Origin of the sequence: Nesterenkonia cremea, from assembly GCF_014642675.1 — a bacterium.
GTDB classification, from domain to species: Bacteria; Actinomycetota; Actinomycetes; order Actinomycetales; family Micrococcaceae; genus Nesterenkonia; species Nesterenkonia cremea.
In genome coordinates this window covers 113,999-132,798 of sequence record NZ_BMIS01000009.1, presented here as the reverse complement: position 1 = coordinate 132,798, position 18,800 = coordinate 113,999, and the positions used below count along the sequence as shown (strand labels likewise).

General features: G+C 68.3%; 15 protein-coding genes and 1 pseudogene. 8 read left to right on the top strand and 8 right to left on the bottom strand.

Translation table 11 applies throughout. The features are described from left to right. Positions 1 to 243: 243 nt before the first annotated feature. Complete coding sequence (locus IEW85_RS10630) at positions 244 to 768, top strand: putative glycolipid-binding domain-containing protein (protein WP_188685490.1); 525 nt, start codon at positions 244 to 246, stop codon at positions 766 to 768. Between the two features lie 10 nt (positions 769 to 778). Here the strand turns inward: IEW85_RS10630 and IEW85_RS10625 are convergent. After that, positions 779 to 1,700, bottom strand: a pseudogene (locus tag IEW85_RS10625) (IS5 family transposase). A gap of 122 nt (positions 1,701 to 1,822) precedes the next feature. Here IEW85_RS10625 and IEW85_RS10620 point away from each other — a divergent pair. Next, complete coding sequence (locus IEW85_RS10620; protein ID WP_188685488.1) at positions 1,823 to 1,990, top strand: hypothetical protein; 168 nt, start codon at positions 1,823 to 1,825, stop codon at positions 1,988 to 1,990. Positions 1,991 to 2,113: 123 nt separating this feature from the next. Here the strand turns inward: IEW85_RS10620 and IEW85_RS10615 are convergent, their stop codons facing one another. Further along, positions 2,114 to 2,500 carry a DUF3817 domain-containing protein gene (locus IEW85_RS10615; RefSeq protein WP_188685486.1) on the bottom strand — a complete coding sequence of 129 codons (387 nt, stop codon included), beginning with the start codon at positions 2,498 to 2,500 and terminating at the stop codon, positions 2,114 to 2,116. A gap of 57 nt (positions 2,501 to 2,557) precedes the next feature. After that, positions 2,558 to 3,874 carry a 23S rRNA (adenine(2503)-C(2))-methyltransferase RlmN gene (gene rlmN / locus IEW85_RS10610; RefSeq protein ID WP_229658966.1) on the bottom strand — a complete coding sequence of 439 codons (1,317 nt, stop codon included), beginning with the start codon at positions 3,872 to 3,874 and terminating at the stop codon, positions 2,558 to 2,560. 414 nt (positions 3,875 to 4,288) lie between these two features. On the opposite strand from rlmN, the gene IEW85_RS10605 reads away from it, so the two are divergent. Genes IEW85_RS10605 through pepN form a run of 4 tightly spaced genes read left to right on the top strand, consistent with a single transcriptional unit; the run spans position 4,289 to position 12,382 of the window. After that, positions 4,289 to 5,932, top strand: a complete 1,644-nt coding sequence (locus IEW85_RS10605) for a pyridoxal phosphate-dependent decarboxylase family protein (protein ID WP_188685483.1) — start codon at positions 4,289 to 4,291, stop codon at positions 5,930 to 5,932. Next, positions 5,929 to 7,329 (top strand): lysine N(6)-hydroxylase/L-ornithine N(5)-oxygenase family protein, encoded by a 1,401-nt coding sequence (locus IEW85_RS10600; protein WP_188685482.1) that lies wholly within the window; start codon positions 5,929 to 5,931, stop codon positions 7,327 to 7,329. Before IEW85_RS10605 ends, IEW85_RS10600 begins: the two co-directional genes overlap by 4 nt. After that, the gene (locus IEW85_RS10595; RefSeq protein ID WP_229658963.1) at positions 7,326 to 9,758 is read left to right on the top strand and encodes a GNAT family N-acetyltransferase; all 2,433 of its coding nucleotides are present in this window, start codon (positions 7,326 to 7,328) and stop codon (positions 9,756 to 9,758) included. Before IEW85_RS10600 ends, IEW85_RS10595 begins: the two co-directional genes overlap by 4 nt. A gap of 32 nt (positions 9,759 to 9,790) precedes the next feature. Beyond that, positions 9,791 to 12,382: an aminopeptidase N gene (gene pepN / locus IEW85_RS10590; protein ID WP_188685481.1), complete on the top strand. Its 2,592-nt coding sequence runs from the start codon at positions 9,791 to 9,793 to the stop codon at positions 12,380 to 12,382. A 6-nt stretch (positions 12,383 to 12,388) separates the two neighbouring features. Here pepN and IEW85_RS10585 read toward each other — a convergent pair whose 3' ends face one another. Further along, positions 12,389 to 13,375, bottom strand: a complete 987-nt coding sequence (locus tag IEW85_RS10585) for a siderophore-interacting protein (RefSeq protein WP_188685480.1) — start codon at positions 13,373 to 13,375, stop codon at positions 12,389 to 12,391. Further along, on the bottom strand, positions 13,365 to 14,357 hold the full coding sequence (locus tag IEW85_RS10580) for an iron-siderophore ABC transporter substrate-binding protein (RefSeq protein ID WP_188685479.1): 993 nt from the start codon (positions 14,355 to 14,357) through the stop codon (positions 13,365 to 13,367). Before IEW85_RS10580 ends, IEW85_RS10585 begins: the two co-directional genes overlap by 11 nt. A gap of 71 nt (positions 14,358 to 14,428) precedes the next feature. Between IEW85_RS10580 and IEW85_RS10575 the strand changes: the two genes are divergently transcribed. After that, positions 14,429 to 15,529, top strand: coding sequence for a FecCD family ABC transporter permease (locus IEW85_RS10575; protein WP_188685478.1), 1,101 nt, complete (start codon positions 14,429 to 14,431; stop codon positions 15,527 to 15,529). A 65-nt stretch (positions 15,530 to 15,594) separates the two neighbouring features. Further along, positions 15,595 to 16,620: a FecCD family ABC transporter permease gene (locus tag IEW85_RS10570; protein ID WP_188685476.1), complete on the top strand. Its 1,026-nt coding sequence runs from the start codon at positions 15,595 to 15,597 to the stop codon at positions 16,618 to 16,620. A 3-nt stretch (positions 16,621 to 16,623) separates the two neighbouring features. Here IEW85_RS10570 and IEW85_RS10565 read toward each other — a convergent pair whose 3' ends face one another. Genes IEW85_RS10565 through IEW85_RS14410 form a run of 3 tightly spaced genes read right to left on the bottom strand, consistent with a single transcriptional unit; the run spans position 16,624 to position 18,772 of the window. Beyond that, positions 16,624 to 18,135, bottom strand: a complete 1,512-nt coding sequence (locus IEW85_RS10565; RefSeq protein WP_188685474.1) for an amidohydrolase — start codon at positions 18,133 to 18,135, stop codon at positions 16,624 to 16,626. Beyond that, a complete protein-coding gene (locus IEW85_RS10560) occupies positions 18,128 to 18,499 on the bottom strand; it encodes a hypothetical protein (protein WP_188685472.1) in 372 nt (123 codons plus the stop codon). Before IEW85_RS10560 ends, IEW85_RS10565 begins: the two co-directional genes overlap by 8 nt. Positions 18,500 to 18,559: 60 nt before the next feature. Further along, positions 18,560 to 18,772: a hypothetical protein gene (locus IEW85_RS14410; protein ID WP_229658962.1), complete on the bottom strand. Its 213-nt coding sequence runs from the start codon at positions 18,770 to 18,772 to the stop codon at positions 18,560 to 18,562. Between the last annotated feature and the right edge of the window lie 28 nt (positions 18,773 to 18,800).

The following is an 18,800-nucleotide window of genomic DNA, read 5'->3' as shown; positions in this document are numbered from 1 at the left end:
GGGTCATCGGGGCATTACGGTGAGTCATGGAGACCTCCGGTTTATCGACTTGTGAGTGTGATTACCCACATCGATACCGGAGGTCTCCTCTTTACGTCACCTGTTCACAACGTTCCGGGGCATTACATCTAGGGCGTGTCTCCTATACTTGTAGTTCGGCGATGACGGCGGCGACGATTGTTCTGCCTTGTAGGAGATGGCAGGCTCAATCAAGTGGCCCACCCCATCGAGTCAAGGAGGACGATGACTGAGATCGTGTGGATCGGCTTGGATGAGCCCTCGCGCGAGTCGTGCCGGATCGAGAGCGGACCAGAAGGCGTGGCCGTCAACAGCGAGATCGAAGGCGCTGCTGGCGCTTGCTCGTACACGTTGAGAACTACGGAGGCCTGGGAGTTCACTGATCTCGTGGTTCGCGTGGGTGGACGCGAATTAAGGCTCCGCTTCACTGATCAGGGGTGGGAGGTTGACGGGGAATCACGCCCTGACCTCAATGCGGCGCGAGAGGTCGACATCTCTGTTTCCCCGCTGAGCAACACGTTGCCGATCCGACGACTCGGCCTTGCTGTTGGGGAGAGCGCTGATATCACCACTGCCTACATCCGGGTCCCGCAACTCGATGTCACGACTGACCCGCAGCGCTACACCCGCACCGGCGAGAACGAGTACCTCTACGAGTCCCGTGACTCCGATTTTCGCCGGTCAATCACGGTAGACGAGAATGGTCTGGTGATCGAGTATCCCGGGTTATTCACCCGAGGAGATGATTAAGCCGTGTCGTCTATTTCCGGAGCCAGGTGATGACCGCGCCGAGCACAGCGGTGGCTCTGTAGGTGATAGCCAGTTTGTCGTAGCGGGTCGCGATCCCTCGCCATTGTTTGGCCAGACCGAAGGTGCGTTCCACAACGTTGCGGCCTCTGTAGGCCTGGGCATCGAAGGCTGGAGACCGGCCACCGCGGGTGCCCTTGTGCTTGCGGGAGGCCCGTTCGTTGGACTTCTGCGGGATCACCGTTTTGATCCCACGAGAAGCCAACAGGCTACGGATGACCCCATTGGAGTAGGCCTTATCAGCGATCACCACATCCGGTCTTGTCCGAGGTCTTCCCGGGCCGATGCGCGGCACCCGGATCTAATCGATGACCTCAACCAGCACCGCCCCGTCGTTTCGCTGCCCACCGGTGAGCACCACCGCCAAAGGCATACCGTTGCCATCGACAGCTGCGTGCAGCTTCGAGGAGAGCCCGCCCCGGGAACGGCCCATCGCGTGACCTTCGGGCTCTTCAAGCCACCCGGTGCCGGGATTCTTGTGATTCGACCCAGCCCCCTGTGGGCTGATCAGGACGAGTGGTGTTGGACCCATGCTGATGGGCGCGGGTAATCGTGGAATCCACCGAGACCTGCCAGTCGATTTCTTCAGCAGCATCGGCCTCAGCCAAGATCTGGGCCAGGACCCTGTCCCAGGTGCCATCGGCAGCGTAGCGGCGGTGGCGCTTCCACACTGTCTGCCACGGGCCAAACGCCTCCCGAGGCAGATCCCGCCACGGGATCCCTGTCCTGGAGCGGTAGATGATGCCCTCAACGATCCTGCGGTTGTCTCTGAACGGGTGTCCCTTGCGGCCAGCATTCGATGGCAGCAACGGCGCAATCTGTGCCCACTGCTCATCGGTAAGGCACCGGAACCGAGAAGAGGAAGAAATGCTCATTCCTCCACCGTCTCGACAAAAACCCTTCACATATAGGAGACACGCCCTAGCGAAGTCGGTTCATCGCATGGACCGTGACAGCACTGTGCACGACCCTCTTCCTGATCTGGACCGTGCACCTCGTGACGGACCGGACCCTGATCCCGGTGGAGGTGGATCCCGCAGTCCAGCCCTTCGGGAACCTGGCGGTCACTTGGACCTTCCTGGGGTTCCTGCTCCTGCTGAACCTCTGGATGCATCTGCGCCGCCGGCAGATCCGGCGCGCCGAGGCCATCCCAGAGGAGGGTTGAACTACGTTGGGCTGAACCCCTCGGGCGCTCAAACCGAATCGCCCCGGGCTTCTCCCGCCCAGCGCCTCTCAGGCGCTGAGTTCAGGAAAAGCCCGGGGCGATCTCAGTTCTGAACTGGCCTGATCAGGCCCGGGGCTTGACCCGTCCGGTCTTGGAGTACCAGATCTCCAGCGGAATGGTGGTCAGCGGCGGGACGGCGGCAACGATGGCCACCAGGAACTCCCAGATCTTCCAACGGAACGTCCAGGCCGCCACCACGACCACGCCGCAGAACACGATGAATGCGATGCCGTGGAGCATGCCCCACAGCGGCACCGGGTCATAGGCGGCCTCAGCGATGTAGCGCTCCCACATGCCCCAGAGCAGACCGGTCCAGGTGATGGCCTCGATGATCGCCACCACGTGGAAGGCGATCCGCATGAACTTCTGCCAGCCCAGGGAGCCGCGCGGCGCCTTCCGGGCGGGATGGTCCGTCTGGGCAGGGGCCTGTTCGGTCACAGTCTCAGTCATCGGAGTCCTTCTGCTCGGTGCCAGCCTCTGCCGCAGCAGAGAGGCCGGTCTGGTGTCTCAGTCTTCGGCTGCGGCCAGCTGGCCGCAGGCTCCGTCGATCTCTTTGCCGCGGGTGTCGCGCAGCGTGGTGGGCACGCCGGCATCGTTGAGGCGGCGCAGGAACTCCCGCATGACCTCGGGCTCGGAGGAGGTCCACACCGAGTTCGGCGTGGGATTCAGTGGGATGGGATTCACATGCACCCAGCCGCGGCCGCGGGCGTTGAGCTTCTTCGCCAGCAGATCCGCCCGCCAGCCGTGGTCGTTCATGTCCTTGATCAGCGCATACTCGATGGAGACCCGCCGTCCGGTGGTCTTGTAGTAGTAGTACGCCGCATCGATGGCCTCATCAGCCTTCCAGCGGTCGTTGACCGGGATCAGCTCGTCGCGCAGCTCATCGTCCGGTGCGTGCAGGCTCAGCGCGAAGGTGATCGGCAGGTTCTCGTCGGCCAGCTTCCGGATGGCCGGGACCAGGCCCACAGTGGAGATGGTGATGCCGCGGGCGGACATGCCCAGCCCCTCCGGGGAGGGATCGATCATCCGGCGCACCGCGTTCATCACGCGCTTATAGTTGGCCAGCGGCTCGCCCATGCCCATGAAGACGATGTTGCCCACGCGCGTGGGGCCCGACGCCGACGCCGCACCCTCGCCTTCGGCGAAGTCGGCCTCCTCACCCAGCCCGGAGTGGTCAACCTCCTCGGCGATCTCCTCAGCGTTGGGAGCATCCAGCTCACCGGCTGCGATGACGCGGTTGGCCTGGACGATCTGGTCCACGATCTCAGCGGCGGACATATTTCGGGTCAGCCCATTCTGGCCGGTTGCGCAGAACGGGCAGTTCATGCCGCAGCCGCATTGGGAGGAGATGCACAGGGTGATGCGGTTCTTGTACCGCATCAGCACCGACTCCACCAGGGCGCCGTCGAAGAGCCGCCAGAGGAACTTGATGGTGGCGCCGTCGTCGGTCTTCAGCCGGCGCACCTCGGTCAGCAGCGGCGGCAGGAACTCCTCCACCAGCTGCTCACGGGTGTCCGCCGGGAGATCGGTCATCTGACCCGCGTCCGTGGTGTAGTGCTGGAAGTAGTGCACAGAGAGCTGCTTGGCCCGGAACCCGGGGATGCCCATCTCCTTGGCCTTGGCCACCCGCTCATCCAGGGTCATATCCGCCAGATGCTGCGGCGGCTGCTTGACCCGCTTGGACTGGGCGAACTGCAGCTTGGGGCGACCTTCAGCGTCCATAGGCTGGGTCCACCCCTCGGCCTGCGGCCTGACCTGCGGCCGGTCCTCTCCGGAGGCGGAGGAGGGCGCAGGGGCGCCGGCGGCCTTGCGCGCGGCGGCCATCTTCGGCGCGGAGATCCGGGAGCCGTCGCCCTGCTCGGGGGACGGGTTCTTCGAAGTCGACATCCCCTCCAGTGTCCCACGAATACCACAGTCCCGCGCGGACACATGGCCTGGACCACCTGAGATCCGCCTCTCCCCGTGGGTGATCGATAAAACCCACTCCGAGGCCCGTTCACCCGGCGTGTCGGCCCGAAAACCGGTTTCTATTGATCACCCACACGCTCAGGGCGAGCCGATCACGGGTTCGAGTCGAATAGATCATCTGGTACGTTCTTATTCGTTGTAAGCCGACCCTAAGTCGCTTACAGCAGGAATCACATCGCAAATCCTTGTCGGGGAACACGTCGCACACCGAGCACACACCGCACCGTCCCCTGCACGACGACCAGAGCATCACGACAGACAAGGGTGGTCATGACACAGACCCGACCGGGTGAGCGGCTGAGGCTGCTCACCGACACCTCCACCGACCAGTACCGCGCCCTGATGGAACAGGCCGTGGACCGGATCGGCTCGCGGTTCGCCCACACGGAGCATCCCGCCGCCACCACCTCCCCCGAGGAGCTCGCGGACGCTGTGGGTGCCGTGGATCTCGACGGCCCCCCAGCCGGCCCCATGGCCGCCGTCGAGGAGATCGACCGGCTCTTCATGCAGGAGGCCGTCTGGTTCCACACTCCGGGCTATCTGGCCCACCTGAACTGCCCTGTGGAGGTCACCGCCGTGGTCTCCGAGGCGGTCCAGGCCGCGGTGAACACCTCCGTGGACACCTACGACCAGTCCCGGGCGGCCACCTTCATCGAGCGTCATGTGCTCTCCTGGGCCTGCGGCCGGGCCGGCTTCGATCAGGGCGACGGCATGTTCACCTCCGGCGGCACCCAGTCCAACCTCCAGGCACTGCTGCTCGCCCGCGAGCGCGCCCTCGACGGCCTCCCCGAGGAGAGCCGCAGCCGCCAGCTGCCCCAGCTGACCGTGCTGAGCAGCGCCGAGAGCCACTTCTCTGTGGCCAAATCGGCCATGATCCTGGGCCTGCCCTCCTTCGCCGTGGTGCCGGTCCACACCGATGACCACGGCCGGCTCTGCCCCATCGCCCTGCGCGAAGCCATGGAGGATGTCCAGTGCCGCGGCCGCACCGTCATGGCCGTGGTGGCCACCGCAGGGACCACCGATCGCGGGGTCATCGACCCGCTGGAACAGATCGCCGATGCCGTGGACTCCGCCGAGGCTCAGATGGCCCAGCGGCCATGGCTTCACGTGGACGGCGCCTACGGCGGCGGACTGCTGGTCTCCCAGGCCCACCGCGGACGCCTGGCCGGAGTGGAGCGCGCCGACAGCCTCACAGTGGACTTCCATAAGATGTTCTTCCAGCCGGTGCCGGCCTCCGCCCTGTTGCTGCGCCAGCCGGAACACTTCGCCCACGCCCAGTGGAACGCCGAGTACCTGAACCCGGCGTCCTCCCCGGAGCCCAACCAGGTCGACCGGTCCCTGCAGACCACCCGGCGGTTCGACGCGCTGAAGCTCTTCGCCACACTGCGCGGCGCCGGCGCAGAAGCCTTGGGACATGCGGTGGACGAGGTCCTGACGCTGGCCGCGGAGGTCCATGCCGCAGTGGAGGCCCACCCCTCGCTGCAGCTGCTCTCCCCCACCGATCTCTCCACAGTGCTCTTCCGCTGGCAGCCCACCGGCGTCACCGATGAGCAGGCCGATGCCCTGGTCGCTCTGATCCGCAGCTCCCTGCAGCGCACCGGGCGGCTCTGGGTGGCCAAGACCATGCTGGAGGGCCGCCCGGCACTGAAGCTGACCCTGCTGAACCCGGAGGGCAGCTGCACCCAGGTCATCGATTCCCTGGAGGACCTGGTCTCCTGCGCGGAGGATCTCCACGCCGAGCTCTACGGCGGCAGCCACCGCGCCGAGCGCACCGCCGAGACCACCGACGACCCCGACGCGCCCGGTCCCCCCGCGGACACCGGTGAGGAAGCCGCCCCGGCAGGGACCCACTCCCCGGCGACCGCCCAGACCCAGGAGACTGCTGATCCCCGATTCCAGGAGGTGGCACTGTGAGCACCCCTGCAGCTGAGGAGACCGTCCACGATCTGGTCGGCGTCGGGATCGGTCCGTTCAATCTGGGCCTGGCTGCGCTGGCCGAGCCGCTGGAGCTGGACTGCGTGTTCCTGGACTCCGGTGAGGAGTTCCGCTGGCACCCCGGCATGATGCTGGACGGCGCGACCATCCAGGTCCCCTTCATGGCCGATCTGGTGACCATGGCGGATCCGACCTCGAAGTACTCCTTCCTGAACTGGCTCAAGCAGGTCGGCCGGCTCTATCCCTTCTACATCCGGGAGGATTTCCACGCCCTGCGCGCGGAGTTCGACCAGTACTACCGCTGGGTGGCCGGGCAGCTGAATTCGCTGCGCTGGGGCCGGACGGTGGAGCAGGTGGACTACGACGCCGAGAGCGACCTGTTCACCGTGACCGCGCTGCGCGAAGGTTCCGATATGGAGGGCTCCGGCGTGGAGACCTACCGGGCGCACAGCCTGGTGCTGGGAATCGGCACTGAGGCCTTCCTGCCGGCCCCGCTGCGGGAGCTGGCCGAACAGGCCCCCGAACGGATCCGGCATACCTCCCGCTTCCTGGATGAGCGCCAGCAGGCCCTGGCCGACGGATCCGTGGCCGTGATCGGCTCCGGACAGTCGGCGGCCGAGGTCTACCTGGAGCTGCTGGAGTCCCAGCCCGAGCACGGCGCCCGGCTGGAGTGGATCACCCGCTCGGCACGCTTCCAGCCGATGGAGGACACCCGGCTGACCCTGGAGATGACCTCCCCGGAGTACGCCGACCACTTCCACGGGCTGCCCACCCCGCGCCGGGACGAGCTGCTGGCCCAGCAGCAGACACTCTATAAGGGCATCAGCGCAGATCTGGTGGACCGGATCTATGAAGCCCTGTACCGGCATTCGGCCGTGCGCGCGGTGGACACCGCCCTGCTCACCGACGCCGAGGTGACCTCCGCAGTGGCCGGCCCCGAAGGCGTGGAGCTGAGCCTGCATCACCGCCAGACCGGACAGCGGAGCCGGCGGCAGGTGGGACAGATCATCGCCGCCACGGGCTACCGGCCGCGCCGCCCCGAATTCCTGGCCCCGGTGGAGCCGCTGCTGCGCCGACTGCCCGACGGGCGGCTCGATGTCACCCGCGACTACCGGATCGACTCGCTCGGCGGATCAGATGAGAACGGATCCAGGGAGCAAGGAGACGGCGCCGGCGAGGCCGGCCGCGGACGCATCTTCGTGCAGAACGGCGAGGAGCACACCCACGGCCTCTCCGCCCCTGACCTGGGGATGGGCGCCTACCGCAGCGCCCGCATCCTCGCCAGCCTCACCGGCCGAGAGGTCTACCCGCTGGAGCGGCGGATCGCCTTCCAGGACTTCGGCCCCGCAGAACAGACTCAGGAGACCCGAGCATGAGCCAGACGATGAGCGAGACCACGACGACGGCGAGCGCCGCCGGTTCCGGCACGGCCGGCGCGGCAGATCAGAGTCCGACGCCGGCGGACTCACCGCAGCTGAGCACCCGCCCGCTGACGGCCCAGGACGCCCCGCTGCTGCACCGGTGGCTGACCCACCCGCAGGCCGCCTATTGGCAGATGGGCCATCACACCCCGGAGCAGACCGAGGAGTACGTGGAGGCGGTGATCGGCGCCTCCACCGAGGACGGCTGGATGATCGAGGACCAGGACGGCCGGCCGGTGGGCTATGTGGAGACCTACGACCCCTCCCAGGTGCTGCTGAGCGAAGTCTTCGACGCCGAACCCGGCGACCGCGGCATGCATCTGCTCGCCGCACCCGCCCCGGCCGATCCGCAGCTGCGCCGCCCCGGCCTGACCAGCGCCCTGATGCGCGCCGCCGTCGGGATCTGTATGGAGCGCGGCGCTCGCAGGATCGTGGTGGAGCCCGACGTGAGCAATACGGCGGTCCACGCGAAGAACGCGGAAGTCGGCTTCGAGGTGCTGCGCGAGGTGGATCTGCCGGGCAAGCGGGCGCTGCTGAGCCTGCTGGATCTGACACGGCCGGCAGCCTCAGCTCCGGCGATCTCTGCGCCGGTGCCTCATCTGCGCCCGGAGCATATGCAACCCGCCCAGAGGCATCTGGTGGCCAAGGCGCTGGCCGAGTTCTCCCATGAGCGTCTGATCAGCCCAGAACGCGAGACCAGCCCAGCGCAGCAGGAGGACGGCGGCTGGGTGCTGCGCGTCCCCGCCGGCAGCGTCTACCGCTTCCGTGCGGTCCGCGGAGCGCTGCGGCACTGGGCGGTGGAGGAATCCACGCTGAGCCGCACCGACGCCCAGGGGTTGTCCGCCCAGCTGGACCTGCAGGAGCTGGTCATCGAGCTGCAGGAGGCGCTCGGCGTCCCGGACCGGCTGCTGGGCACCTACCTGGAGGAGCTGGCCTCCACTCTGGCCAGTGCCGCCTATAAGCAGCACCGCGGCGGGCCGCGGGCAGACCAGCTCGCCGCCGGGCTTTCCGCGGGGGCTGCGGAGGACTTCCAACGCACCGAGGCCGCGATGACCGAGGGGCACCCCTGCTTCGTGGCCACCAATGGGCGGATCGGATTCGGGCTGGATGAGTACCTGCGCTACGCCCCGGAGGCAGGCCGCAGCATCCGTTATGTCTGGCTGGCCGCGCACCGCAGCGGCGCCCAGCTGCACCTGGGCGAGGGCGTGGATGCGGCCGCGCACTGGGAGCAGGAGCTCGGCGTCGGGACCCTGGAGCTGCTGCATGAGCGGATCCGACAGGCCGGAGCGGACCCGGAGGACTATCTGCTGATGCCGGTGCATCCGTGGCAGTTCCAGCATCGGATCGCAGTGAGCTTCGCCCCGGAGCTTGCGTGCGGGGACCTGATCGCCCTGGGCGAGGCCGGGGACGAGTACCAGCCGCAGCAGTCCATCCGGACCACCTTCAACCGGAGCCGTCCCGAGGCCTCCTATGTGAAGACCGCACTGTCCATCCAGAACATGGGCTTCCTGCGCGGTCAGTCACCGGCGTTCATGGAGCACGCCCCGGTGATCAGCGACTGGGTGGCCCAGACGGTGCGCGGCGATGAGGTGCTGCGCGGGCTGGGCTTCGATGTGCTGCGTGAGCACGCCGCCGTCGGGTACACCGGGGATGCCTACCACCGGACCGAGGTGCGCTCGGATCAGCAGAAGATGCTCTCAGTGCTGTGGCGCGAGAGCCCGCTGCCGCGGCTGGCCGAGGGCGAGCGCGCCATGACCATGGCCGCGCTGCTGCATCTGGACCACAGAGGCGGGTCCGTGGCCGCGGAACTGATCCGGGCCTCCGAGGTGGATGCCGAGACCTGGCTGGCGGAGTACCTGCGGGCCTATCTGGTCCCGCTGATCCACTGCCTGGAGGTCCACCAGCTGGCCTTCATGCCGCACGGGGAGAACATCATCCTGCGGGTGCGTCAGGGACGGGTCACCGGCGCCTTCATGAAGGACCTGGGTGAGGAGATCGCCGTGTTCGACGGCTCCATGCTGCCGCAGAGCCTGCAGAACATCGGGCGGATCGTGGAGCAGGCGGACCCGAACCAGTCGGTCTACACCGATGTCTTCGTCGGCTTCTTCCGGCACCTGGCCTCCATCCTGCACTGCGACGGGATCCTTGCCGAGGACCGGCTCTGGGCGGTGACCGCCCAGGAGATCCGCGCCTATGAGGAGCTTCAGCTGCCCGAGGGTACGCAGCGGGCCCGCCGGCTGGGACTGCGGGAGCCGCAGAGCTTCGAGCAGTCCTGCCACAACCGGCTGCAGCTGCGGAACACGCTGGAGATGGTGTCCCTGGAGGACACCGCCGGCTCGCTGCTCTACGTGGGAGATCTGGAGAACCCTGTGGCGGACTCGTGAGCTTCCACCTCTCACGGTCATAGGATGAAGCCATGAGCCCAGCTGAGAACATCCGCCGTGATGAGGCCCAGGAGCGGGCCTCCTTCATCACTGTCGAAGACTACGACGTCGCCCTGGATCTGAGCCGCCAGGACGAGGGCACCACCACTTTCGGGTCCCGGACCACCATCCGCTTCAGCGCCGAGGGCGACGCCGTGGCCCTGGCCGCCGGCACGTGGGTGGACTTCATCGTCCAGAGCCTGCACCGGGCCACGCTCAACGGCGAGGACCTCTCCCCGGAGGACCTCTACGACGGCGCCCGGCTGCAGCTGCCGCATCTGCAGGAGCAGAACACCCTGACCGTCGAGGGCGATGCCCTCTACTCCTCCACCGGCGAGGGCCTGCACCGCTTCACCGATCCGGTGGACGGCGAGGTCTACCTCTACAGCCAGTTCGAGGTGCCGGACTCCCGCCGAGTCTTCGCCGTCTTCGAGCAGCCCGATCTGAAGGCGCCCTTCCGCTTCTCGGTCACCGCACCGGAGCATTGGCGGGTCATCTCCAACTCCCCGACGCCGGCCCCCACCTCCGCAGGCGAGGGCCTCTCCCGCTGGGACTTCTCCCCCACCCCGGTGCTCTCCAGCTACGTCACCGCGATCATCGCCGGCCCATACCGGGGCACGGAGTCCTCGCTGACCAACTCCGAGGGCCGGGAGATCCCGCTGGGCGTCTACGCCCGAGCCTCCCTGGCCGAGCACCTGGACGCCGAGGACATCCTGAAGGTCACCCGCGAGGGCTTCACCTTCTACGAGGAGCAGTTCGGGGTCCCCTACCCCTTCGAGAAGTACGACCAGATCTTCGTCCCGGACTTCAACGCCGGGGCCATGGAGAACGCCGGCGCGGTCACCTTCCTGGAGAACTATGTCTTCCGCTCCGCCGTCCCGCAGGCCATGGTCCACGCCCGGGCGATCACGATCCTCCACGAGCTGGCCCATATGTGGTTCGGCGATCTGGTGACCATGCGTTGGTGGAACGACCTCTGGCTCAACGAGTCCTTCGCCGAGTTCACCTCCACTCTGGCCGCAGCCGAGGGAACCGAGGACTTCACCGCAGCCTGGAACGTCTTCGCCGCCCTGGAGAAGAACTGGGCCTATAAGCAGGATCAGCTCTCCTCCACCCACCCGGTCATGGCTGAGATCCGCGACTTCGACGATGTGGCGGTGAACTTCGACGGCATCACCTACGCCAAGGGTGCCTCCGTGCTGCGTCAGCTGGTGGCCTGGGTGGGCCAGGAGAACTTCATGGCCGGTGTGCGCAGCTACTTCGAGGAGTTCGCCTGGTCCAACACCGAGCTGTCGGATCTGATGCGCCACCTCACCGCCGCCTCCGGCCGCGACCTGGAGACCTGGACCCAGGCCTGGCTGCAGTCCTCCGGTGTGAACACCCTGGTCACCGAGGTGGAGACCGACGACGACAGTCTCATCACCTCGCTGCGGCTGCGCCAGCTCCCCGACGACGCCGACGGCCTGCTGCGCCCGCACCGGGTCGGCGTCGGGATCTATGGCAACGGTGAGGACGGGAAGCTGGTGCGCACCGGCTATGCCGAGCTGGACGTGGACGGCGAGGTCACCGAGGTCCGCGAACTGGTGGGCATCCACCGCGGCGAGCTGATCCTGCCCAACGACGGCGACCTGGGCTACTGCCGGATCCGACTGGATGAGGACTCGGCCGCCACGGCCGCGGCACGGCTCAGCGAGTTCGCCGAGTCCCTGCCGCGGACTCTGCTCTGGACCTCCTTCTGGGAGGCGGTGCGCGACGGTGTGATGTCGGCCACCGAGTTCGTGGAGCTGCTGATCCGCCACCTGCACGCGGAGACCGACTCTACGGCCATCCGCACGCTGCTGCGCCAGTCGGAGACCGCGGTGAGCCTCTACGTGCATCCGGAGAAGACCCAGCAGGTGCGCAGCCGGCTCTCCGCCGCATTGAAGGAGCTGCTGGAGGGTGCCGAGCCGGAGTCGGACCGTCAGCTGCAGTACCTGAAGACGCTGATGATCCATGCCGAGGGCGAGCAGGTGCAGTTCCTGCAGGACCTGGCCACAGGCCAGGCGGTGATCGCCGGGCGGACGCTCAGCGGCCCGGAGGCGGATACGGATCTGCGCTGGGAGCTGCTGACCGCTCTGGCCTCCCACGGTGCTGAAGGCATCGAGGAGCTGATCGCCGAGGCCGCAGAGCAGGACGCCACCGCCAATGGACACCTGGCCCGGGTGGAGGCGCTGGCCGCCCGCCCGCAGCCCCAGGTGAAGGCTGAGGTGTGGGAGGCCGCCGCCGTCGGGCTGACCTACTCCAACTCGGAGCAGCGCCGTGCCGTCTCCGGCTTCAAGCGGGTCCGGGACAAGCAGCTGCTGGCGCAGTACGCCCCGGCCTTCTTCGAGCAGGTGCCCACGGTCTGGGCCGAGGCCTCCAAGGAGCTGGCGATGACCGTGGTGACCGCTCTGTTCCCGACCTGGGCGGCCTCGGAGGAGACGCTGAAGCTGGCGGAGACCACCATCGATGAGGTCCAGGCCGAGCACCCCTCGCTGGCCCGCATGCTGGGTGAGGGACGCGATGAGCTGCAGCGGGCACTGCGGGCCCAGCAGCGCGACGCCTGATCAGGATCAGGCGCTGGCGCGGCCCTTCTTCCAGTAGCCCATGAAGGAGACCTGCTTCCTGCTCAGGCCGATCTCCTTGACCAGATGGCGGCGCAGGCCGGTGATGGCTCCGGCCTCACCGGCCAGCCAAGCGTATTCGCGGAAGCCGTCGGGCTCGGCCACCTCCCAGAGCTGTTCATCGGGGCTCAGCTCCTCATAGCCGGAGGATCCGGCGGGGGCGCCCACAGGGGTGAGCCCGGGGGCCCAGGCCGCACGGCGGGCTTCAAAGATGATCCGGCGGCGTCGGCCCCAGTCGCGGACGGCGTGGCCGAGCATCTCACCCAGCGGGGCGCCGTCGCGGGGAAGCCAGCGGACCACCACGCCGGAGGGCGCCCGGACGTCCAAGATGTCCTCCGAGGTGGGGACCTCGATGTAGGTCTCGCCGAAGAAGACCTTCGCCTCATCGGAGGCGGCCAGGCCTTCGAGGATCCCGCAGATGGCGGGGGCCGCGGTCTCATCGCCGGCCAGCAGGACCTCCCGGGCGGTGCCGGGGTTCCACTCGATGCCGCCGCCGGCCTGCTCGGCGCGGACATCAGGGCCGATGACGATCAGCTCATCGCCGGCGGAGGCGCCGAGGGCCCAGGCGGAGGCGGGCCCTTCGGTGCCGTGGACCACGAAGTCCACGTCGATCTCGCAGTCCGCGGGCCGGATGTCCCGCACGGTGTAGGTGCGGATGGGGTTGCGCTCGGCCTCATCCAGCAGGCGCCACTGCTGGTACCACTCCATCATGGAGGGCTGAGGCTCCCGCCCGAAGCCCACATCCGGCACGGTGCCGTCGGGCCGGGGCAGGAAGAGCTTGATCCGCTGGTCCATCCCGCCGGGGTCGAAGAGGTGGAGGTCCTCGGCCCAGAGGGTGAAGCGGATGAAGTGTGGGGAGAGACGGCGGATCCCGGTCACGCGCGTGACGTAGGCGCGGTAGGGGGTCACTGCTGTCGCGGTGGCGCTACTGGTCATCCAGAGCTTCCTCGATCATCGGGGTCAGTTCATCGAGTGCGTATTCCTTGGCCGCTGGGGTGCCCAGGGAGAAGGCATCGGAGATCTCGCCGTCGACGACGACGGCGCGCCCATCCTCTACGGCTTCGATGGTGTTCCAGCCCTCGTCCTCGGTGATCTCCTCAGTGTCGATCCAGATGGGGAAGGCGACGATGAGGTCGGCGTCGAAGACATCGATCTGCTCATCGGAGAGCTCCACGCTCCATTCGCCCTCCTCGCCGAGGTCCTCGATCTCCGGGTTGTTGGTGAAGCCCAGGTCCTCCAGGAACTCCACGCGGCCGTCATGGGTGTAGGCGCCCCAGCCCTCGGAGGTGCGGGTGGCCACGGTGACCTCGAGCTCCTCCCACTCGGGGTGGGCCTCGGCCACCTCGGCGACAGCCTCGTCCAGACCGGCCTGGATCTGCTCGGCCTCCTCGGTCTTGCCCAGCGCCTCACCGATCATGTTCAGCTGCTCATCACGGTCGGTCATGTAGTTCGCACCGCCGGGCCCGACGCCGACAGTGGGCGCGATGGACTCGAGGCGCTCGTAGCGCTCCTCGTCGCCGGAGCTGTTCACATCCAGGATGAGATCGGGCTCCAGCTGGGCCACCGCCTCATAGGAGAGCTCCATGGTGCCGAGGATCTCGGGAGACTCGGAGTAGCCCTCCTCCATCCAGGGGCCCAGGCCGTCGTCATCCTCGAAGCCGACCCAGTCGGCCGCGCCCACGGGCTCCACGCCCAGCTGCATGGCGATCTCGGCATCGCCCCAGCCCAGGGCGACCACGCGCTGGGGCTCCTCCTCGATGACCACCTCGCCGAACTCGGTGGTGACCGTGGCGAAGGCGTCCTCTGAGTCGACGGAGCCGGCGTCGCCCTCGCCGCAGGCGCTGAGCAGCAGCAGTCCGGCGGCACCTGCGGCCAGGCCGGTGGACAGGCGAGTATGGGATGTCAGCTCAGCGGACATGGGCGGTCTCCTCGGGAAGATAAACGTCAGCGAAAGATGCGACTATCAAGTAAGGCTAGACTAATCCAAGCATGAACGCACCATCAGTCCACCGCGCGAGCAGTCCGCGCAGCTCAACGCTGCGCGGATCAGCCCAGCGCAGTTCAGCCCATCGCAGTTCAGCCCAGCGCAGCGCCTCGCGGCGCCATTGGGGCGCCCTCTGCGCGGGCCTGGTGCTGATGGCCGCCCTGGCGCTGATCAGTGTGGCCGTAGGCAGTCGGCCGGTGCCGCTGGGCGCTGTCCTGGAGATCCTCGCCGGCGGGGAGGCCGCCGATTCCGATCATCATGCGGTGATGGGGCTGCGGGTGCCGCGGACCATCGCCGCCGCCGTCGTGGGTGCCGCCCTGGCCGTGGCTGGTGCGCTCATGCAGTCGCTGACCCGCAATCCGCTGGCCGAGCCCGGACTGCTGGGCGTCTCGGCCGGCTCCGCCTTCGCGGTGGCCATGGCCATCGCCGTCTTCGGGATCACCAGTGCGGCCGGCTACATCTGGTTCGCGCTCTTCGGTGCCCTGGTCGCCACTGTGGCGGTGGCGCTGATCGGTGGGATGGGCACCGGCCGCATCGATCCGATCCGACTGGTGCTGGCCGGCGTCGCACTCTCTGCCGTGCTCTCCGGGATCATCGGGGCGCTGCGGCTATCAGACCCGCAGACCTTCAACGCGCTGCAGGTGTGGGAGGCCGGAATGTTGGCCGGCCGCGGCCTGGAGATCACGCTGACCGTGCTGCCGCTGATCCTGCTGGCCCTGCTGGTGGCGCTGCCGCTGGGCACATCGCTGAACACCCTGGCCATGGGTGATGAGCTGGCGGCGTCGTTGGGGGTCTCCCTGGTGCGGACCCGGGTGCTGGCCATCCTGGCGATCACCGTGCTGGCCGGCGGGGCTGCGGCCATCGCCGGTCCCATCGCCTTCATCGGGCTGATGGTCCCACATGCGGCGCGCTGGATCGCCGGGGCGGATCAGCGTTGGGTGCTGCGGCTCTCACTGGTCTTCGGACCGGTGCTGATGATCTTCGCCGATGTGCTGGCCCGCCTGCTGGTCTGGCCCGGCGAGATGCCGGTGGGCCTGGTCAGCGCTCTGGTGGGCGCCCCGGTGCTGGTGCTGCTGATCCGCCGGCGGAAGGCGCTGCGGCTGTGACTCCTCGATCCTCTGCCGCCCGATCCTCTGCCACCCGGTCACCGGGGGCGGGCTCCTCCGCCCCGATGCTGACCACGCACCATACGCCCACGCCGATCACCAGCCGTCCGGTGGTGGTCGGAGCTGCCCTGGCCGCGGCCACCGCTGCGCTGGTGGTCCTGGCGCTGGGCATGGGCGACTACCCGCTCTCCCCCGCCGAAGTGCTCAGTGCGCTGGTGGGTCCGTTGGTCTCCGACTCCCCCGACTTCTCCTCCACTGTGGTGCTGGAGTGGCGGCTGCCGCGGATCACCGCGGCCGTGGTCTTCGGCGCCGCACTGGCCGTGGCCGGGGCGCTGTTCCAGACCCTGACCCGCAACCCGCTGGGCTCCCCGGACATCATCGGCTTCTCCACCGGCGCCTACACCGGCGTCATCCTGGCCACTGTGGTCTTCGGCGGAGCCTTCGTGGGGACCACCGGCGGCGCGATCCTGGGCGGGCTGGGCACTGCGCTGCTGGTGTACCTGTTGGCGTATCGGAAGGGCGTGCAGGGGTACCGGCTGATCATCGTGGGCATCGGCGTGACCGCTGCGCTGCATGCGGTGAACTCCTGGATCCTGATCCGTGCCGAGACCGAGGTGGCCATGAGTGCCGCCATCTGGGGTGCGGGCTCGCTGAGCCTGACCAGCTGGTCCGATGTGCTGCCCGCCGTCGGCGTCGTGCTGGCTGCTCTGCCGCTGGTCCTGGCCAGTGTGCGGCCCATGCGGCAGCTGGAGCTGGGCGACGACGTCGCCTCCTCCCACGGAGTGAAGGTGGAGCCCACGCGGCTGATGATCCTGGGGGTGGGAGTGCTGCTGACCGCGCTGGTCACCGCCACGGCCGGCCCCATCGCCTTCGTGGCTCTGGCGGCCCCGCAGATCGCTCGCCGGCTGGCCCGCTCCACCGGCATCCCGCTGACCCATTCGGCGCTGACCGGGGCGTTCCTGCTGCTCGGGGCGGACATGGTGGCCCAGCAGGCACTGGCTCAGCCGATCCCGGTGGGCATGGTGACGGTGATCCTGGGCGGGGCCTACCTGTGCTTCCTGCTCGTCAGCGACGGCCGCCGCGAGCGCTGAGCTCTACAGAGCGTCGAAGGTGAACCGGCCGCCCACCAGGGTGGCCGCCACGGGCATGGTCCGCAGCTGCGCGCCGCCGTCGGTCAGCAGGGCCGGGTCCAGCGGGTCTGCGTCGACCACCGCCAGATCCGCCACATCTCCGGCCTCGACCTCCACGCGGCCGCGGGTGCTGGCCGCCAGGGCCGAGGCCGCGGAGATCCGCTGCTCCGGGTGCCAGGACTCCCGTCCGTCACGGCTGCGGGTGACTGCTGCGGTCAGGGAGCCCCACGGGTCCAGCGGCGCCACCGGCGCGTCGGAGCCCAGCCGCAGCTGCGCCCCGGACTCCTCCAGGGTCTTCAGCGCGAAGGCCCGGTCCGTCCGGCCCTCCCAGAATCGGTCGGCCACATCGCGGTCGTCCATGGCATGTTCGGGCTGCACACTGGCGGTCAGGCCCAGCTGGGCGAACCGCGGGATGTCCGACTCGCGCAGCAGCTGGGCATGCTCGATGACCCCGGCCATACCGAGGCTCTCGAAGGTGTCCAGCACTGCTGTGTTCGCGCGGTCGCCGATGGCGTGGATGGCCGCCGCCAGGCCGCCGTCGCGGGCTGCCCGCATATAGGACTCCAGCTCGGAGATCGGCACCGCCTCCATCCCGCAGGCATGCGGATGGGCAGGGTCCATCCCCGGGTAGGGGTCCCAGCACCAGGCGGTGCGCGTGTTCAGCGAGCCGTCCACGATCACCTTCAGCGGACCCATGGTGACCAGCCCGCTGGGGTCCAGCGGGTCGCCGCTGGTGGCCCCGCGGGCCAGCGCGTCCTGCAGCTTATCCGGCCAGACGGAGACTTCCACGCGCAGCTGATCCACACCTTCGGCCACGCGCTGCGGCCAGGCGGTGATGTTGTCGGTGTTCTCGAACTCCACGACGCCGACCACTCCCCTGCGCGCCGCGGCCTCGGCGGCCGCGCGGTAGTCGGCGGTGGTCAGCACAGTGCTGTCCTGCAGTCGCTCCATGGCGGGGAACCAGGCGCCCTCCCGGACCAAGCCGGAGTCGTCGGGCTGGGCCTGCAGCAGCTGGGAGGCGGCGGTGTTGAGCCAGCCGCAGTGCAGGTCGCCGCTGATCAGCACCACCGGGTGACCCCCGGAGGTGGCGTCGAGCTCGGCCACGCTGGGCTCATCGGGCCAGAGCCCGTCGCGGAACCCATAGCCCACCAGCGGTGCGGGTGCGCTGGGAGCTGAGCCGCCGGCGTCGGGAGCCGTCAGAGCAGAACGTACCAGCTGGAGCACCTCGGCGGCGCTGCCCGTGCTGCTCAGATCCAGCCGCTGACGCTGGATGGTCCACTGGGAGAAGTGCACGTGGTTGTCCCACAGTCCGGGGATCAGGAACCGGCCGCTCAGGTCACGGATCTCCGCCCGGGTCAGGGCCGGGGCGTCGCCGGCCGGCAGGATGGAGCGCACGACGCCGTCCTCCACGGTCACGTCGAACCGCCCCTGCCGCTGGGGCAGCGAGGCATCGGTCAGCAACAGGATCTCAGGCATGGGCCGTCCTCAGTTCAGCCCGGGAGGCGCGCCGTGCCAACTCCTCCACCAACAGGTCCATCCGACTGATCCGGCGCTGGATGCGGCGGCGCCGGTTGTGCAGCCACCACCAGCCGACCATGCGGGTGAGCGTCCACAGGCCGAGCCTCTGGAGGCTGGGGAGACCGCGGTCGCGCAGCTCAGCATCGATCGTCTCAGGAGCGGCGCCCTCAGCCTCACGCCCCTGGGCATAGTCCTGGGCGCAAGTGACCTGCTCCGAGTTGAAGAGGTGCTGGTCGATCTTCTCCTGGACAGCCTGCAGGCTGGTCCTGAGCCTGTTCAGCCGTGCCTGCAATGCCTGGTGCAACCTCTCCTGCAGCTCCATCGGTCACCTCCGCCTCACGTCAGATGCTCGATCCCCGCCTACTGTTCCGGCGCGGGATGGTCACCCGGTCAGCTTCTCGGCGTTCACGCCTTCCATCCTCTCGGTCAGGGCCAGGTTGGCATAGGGACCCTCGCCGCGCAGATTCCTCAGGATGGTGCGCACCGACTCCGCGGGCTTGTCCTGGTTCATCTTCTCCTTGGCTTCGACAGAAGCGACCCGCAGACGGAACCCGACAGGTGCCCTGCACGATCCGGTGCGCGCAGCCGGGGTCATGCCGCATGGGACCTTCCTGTCGCAGTGC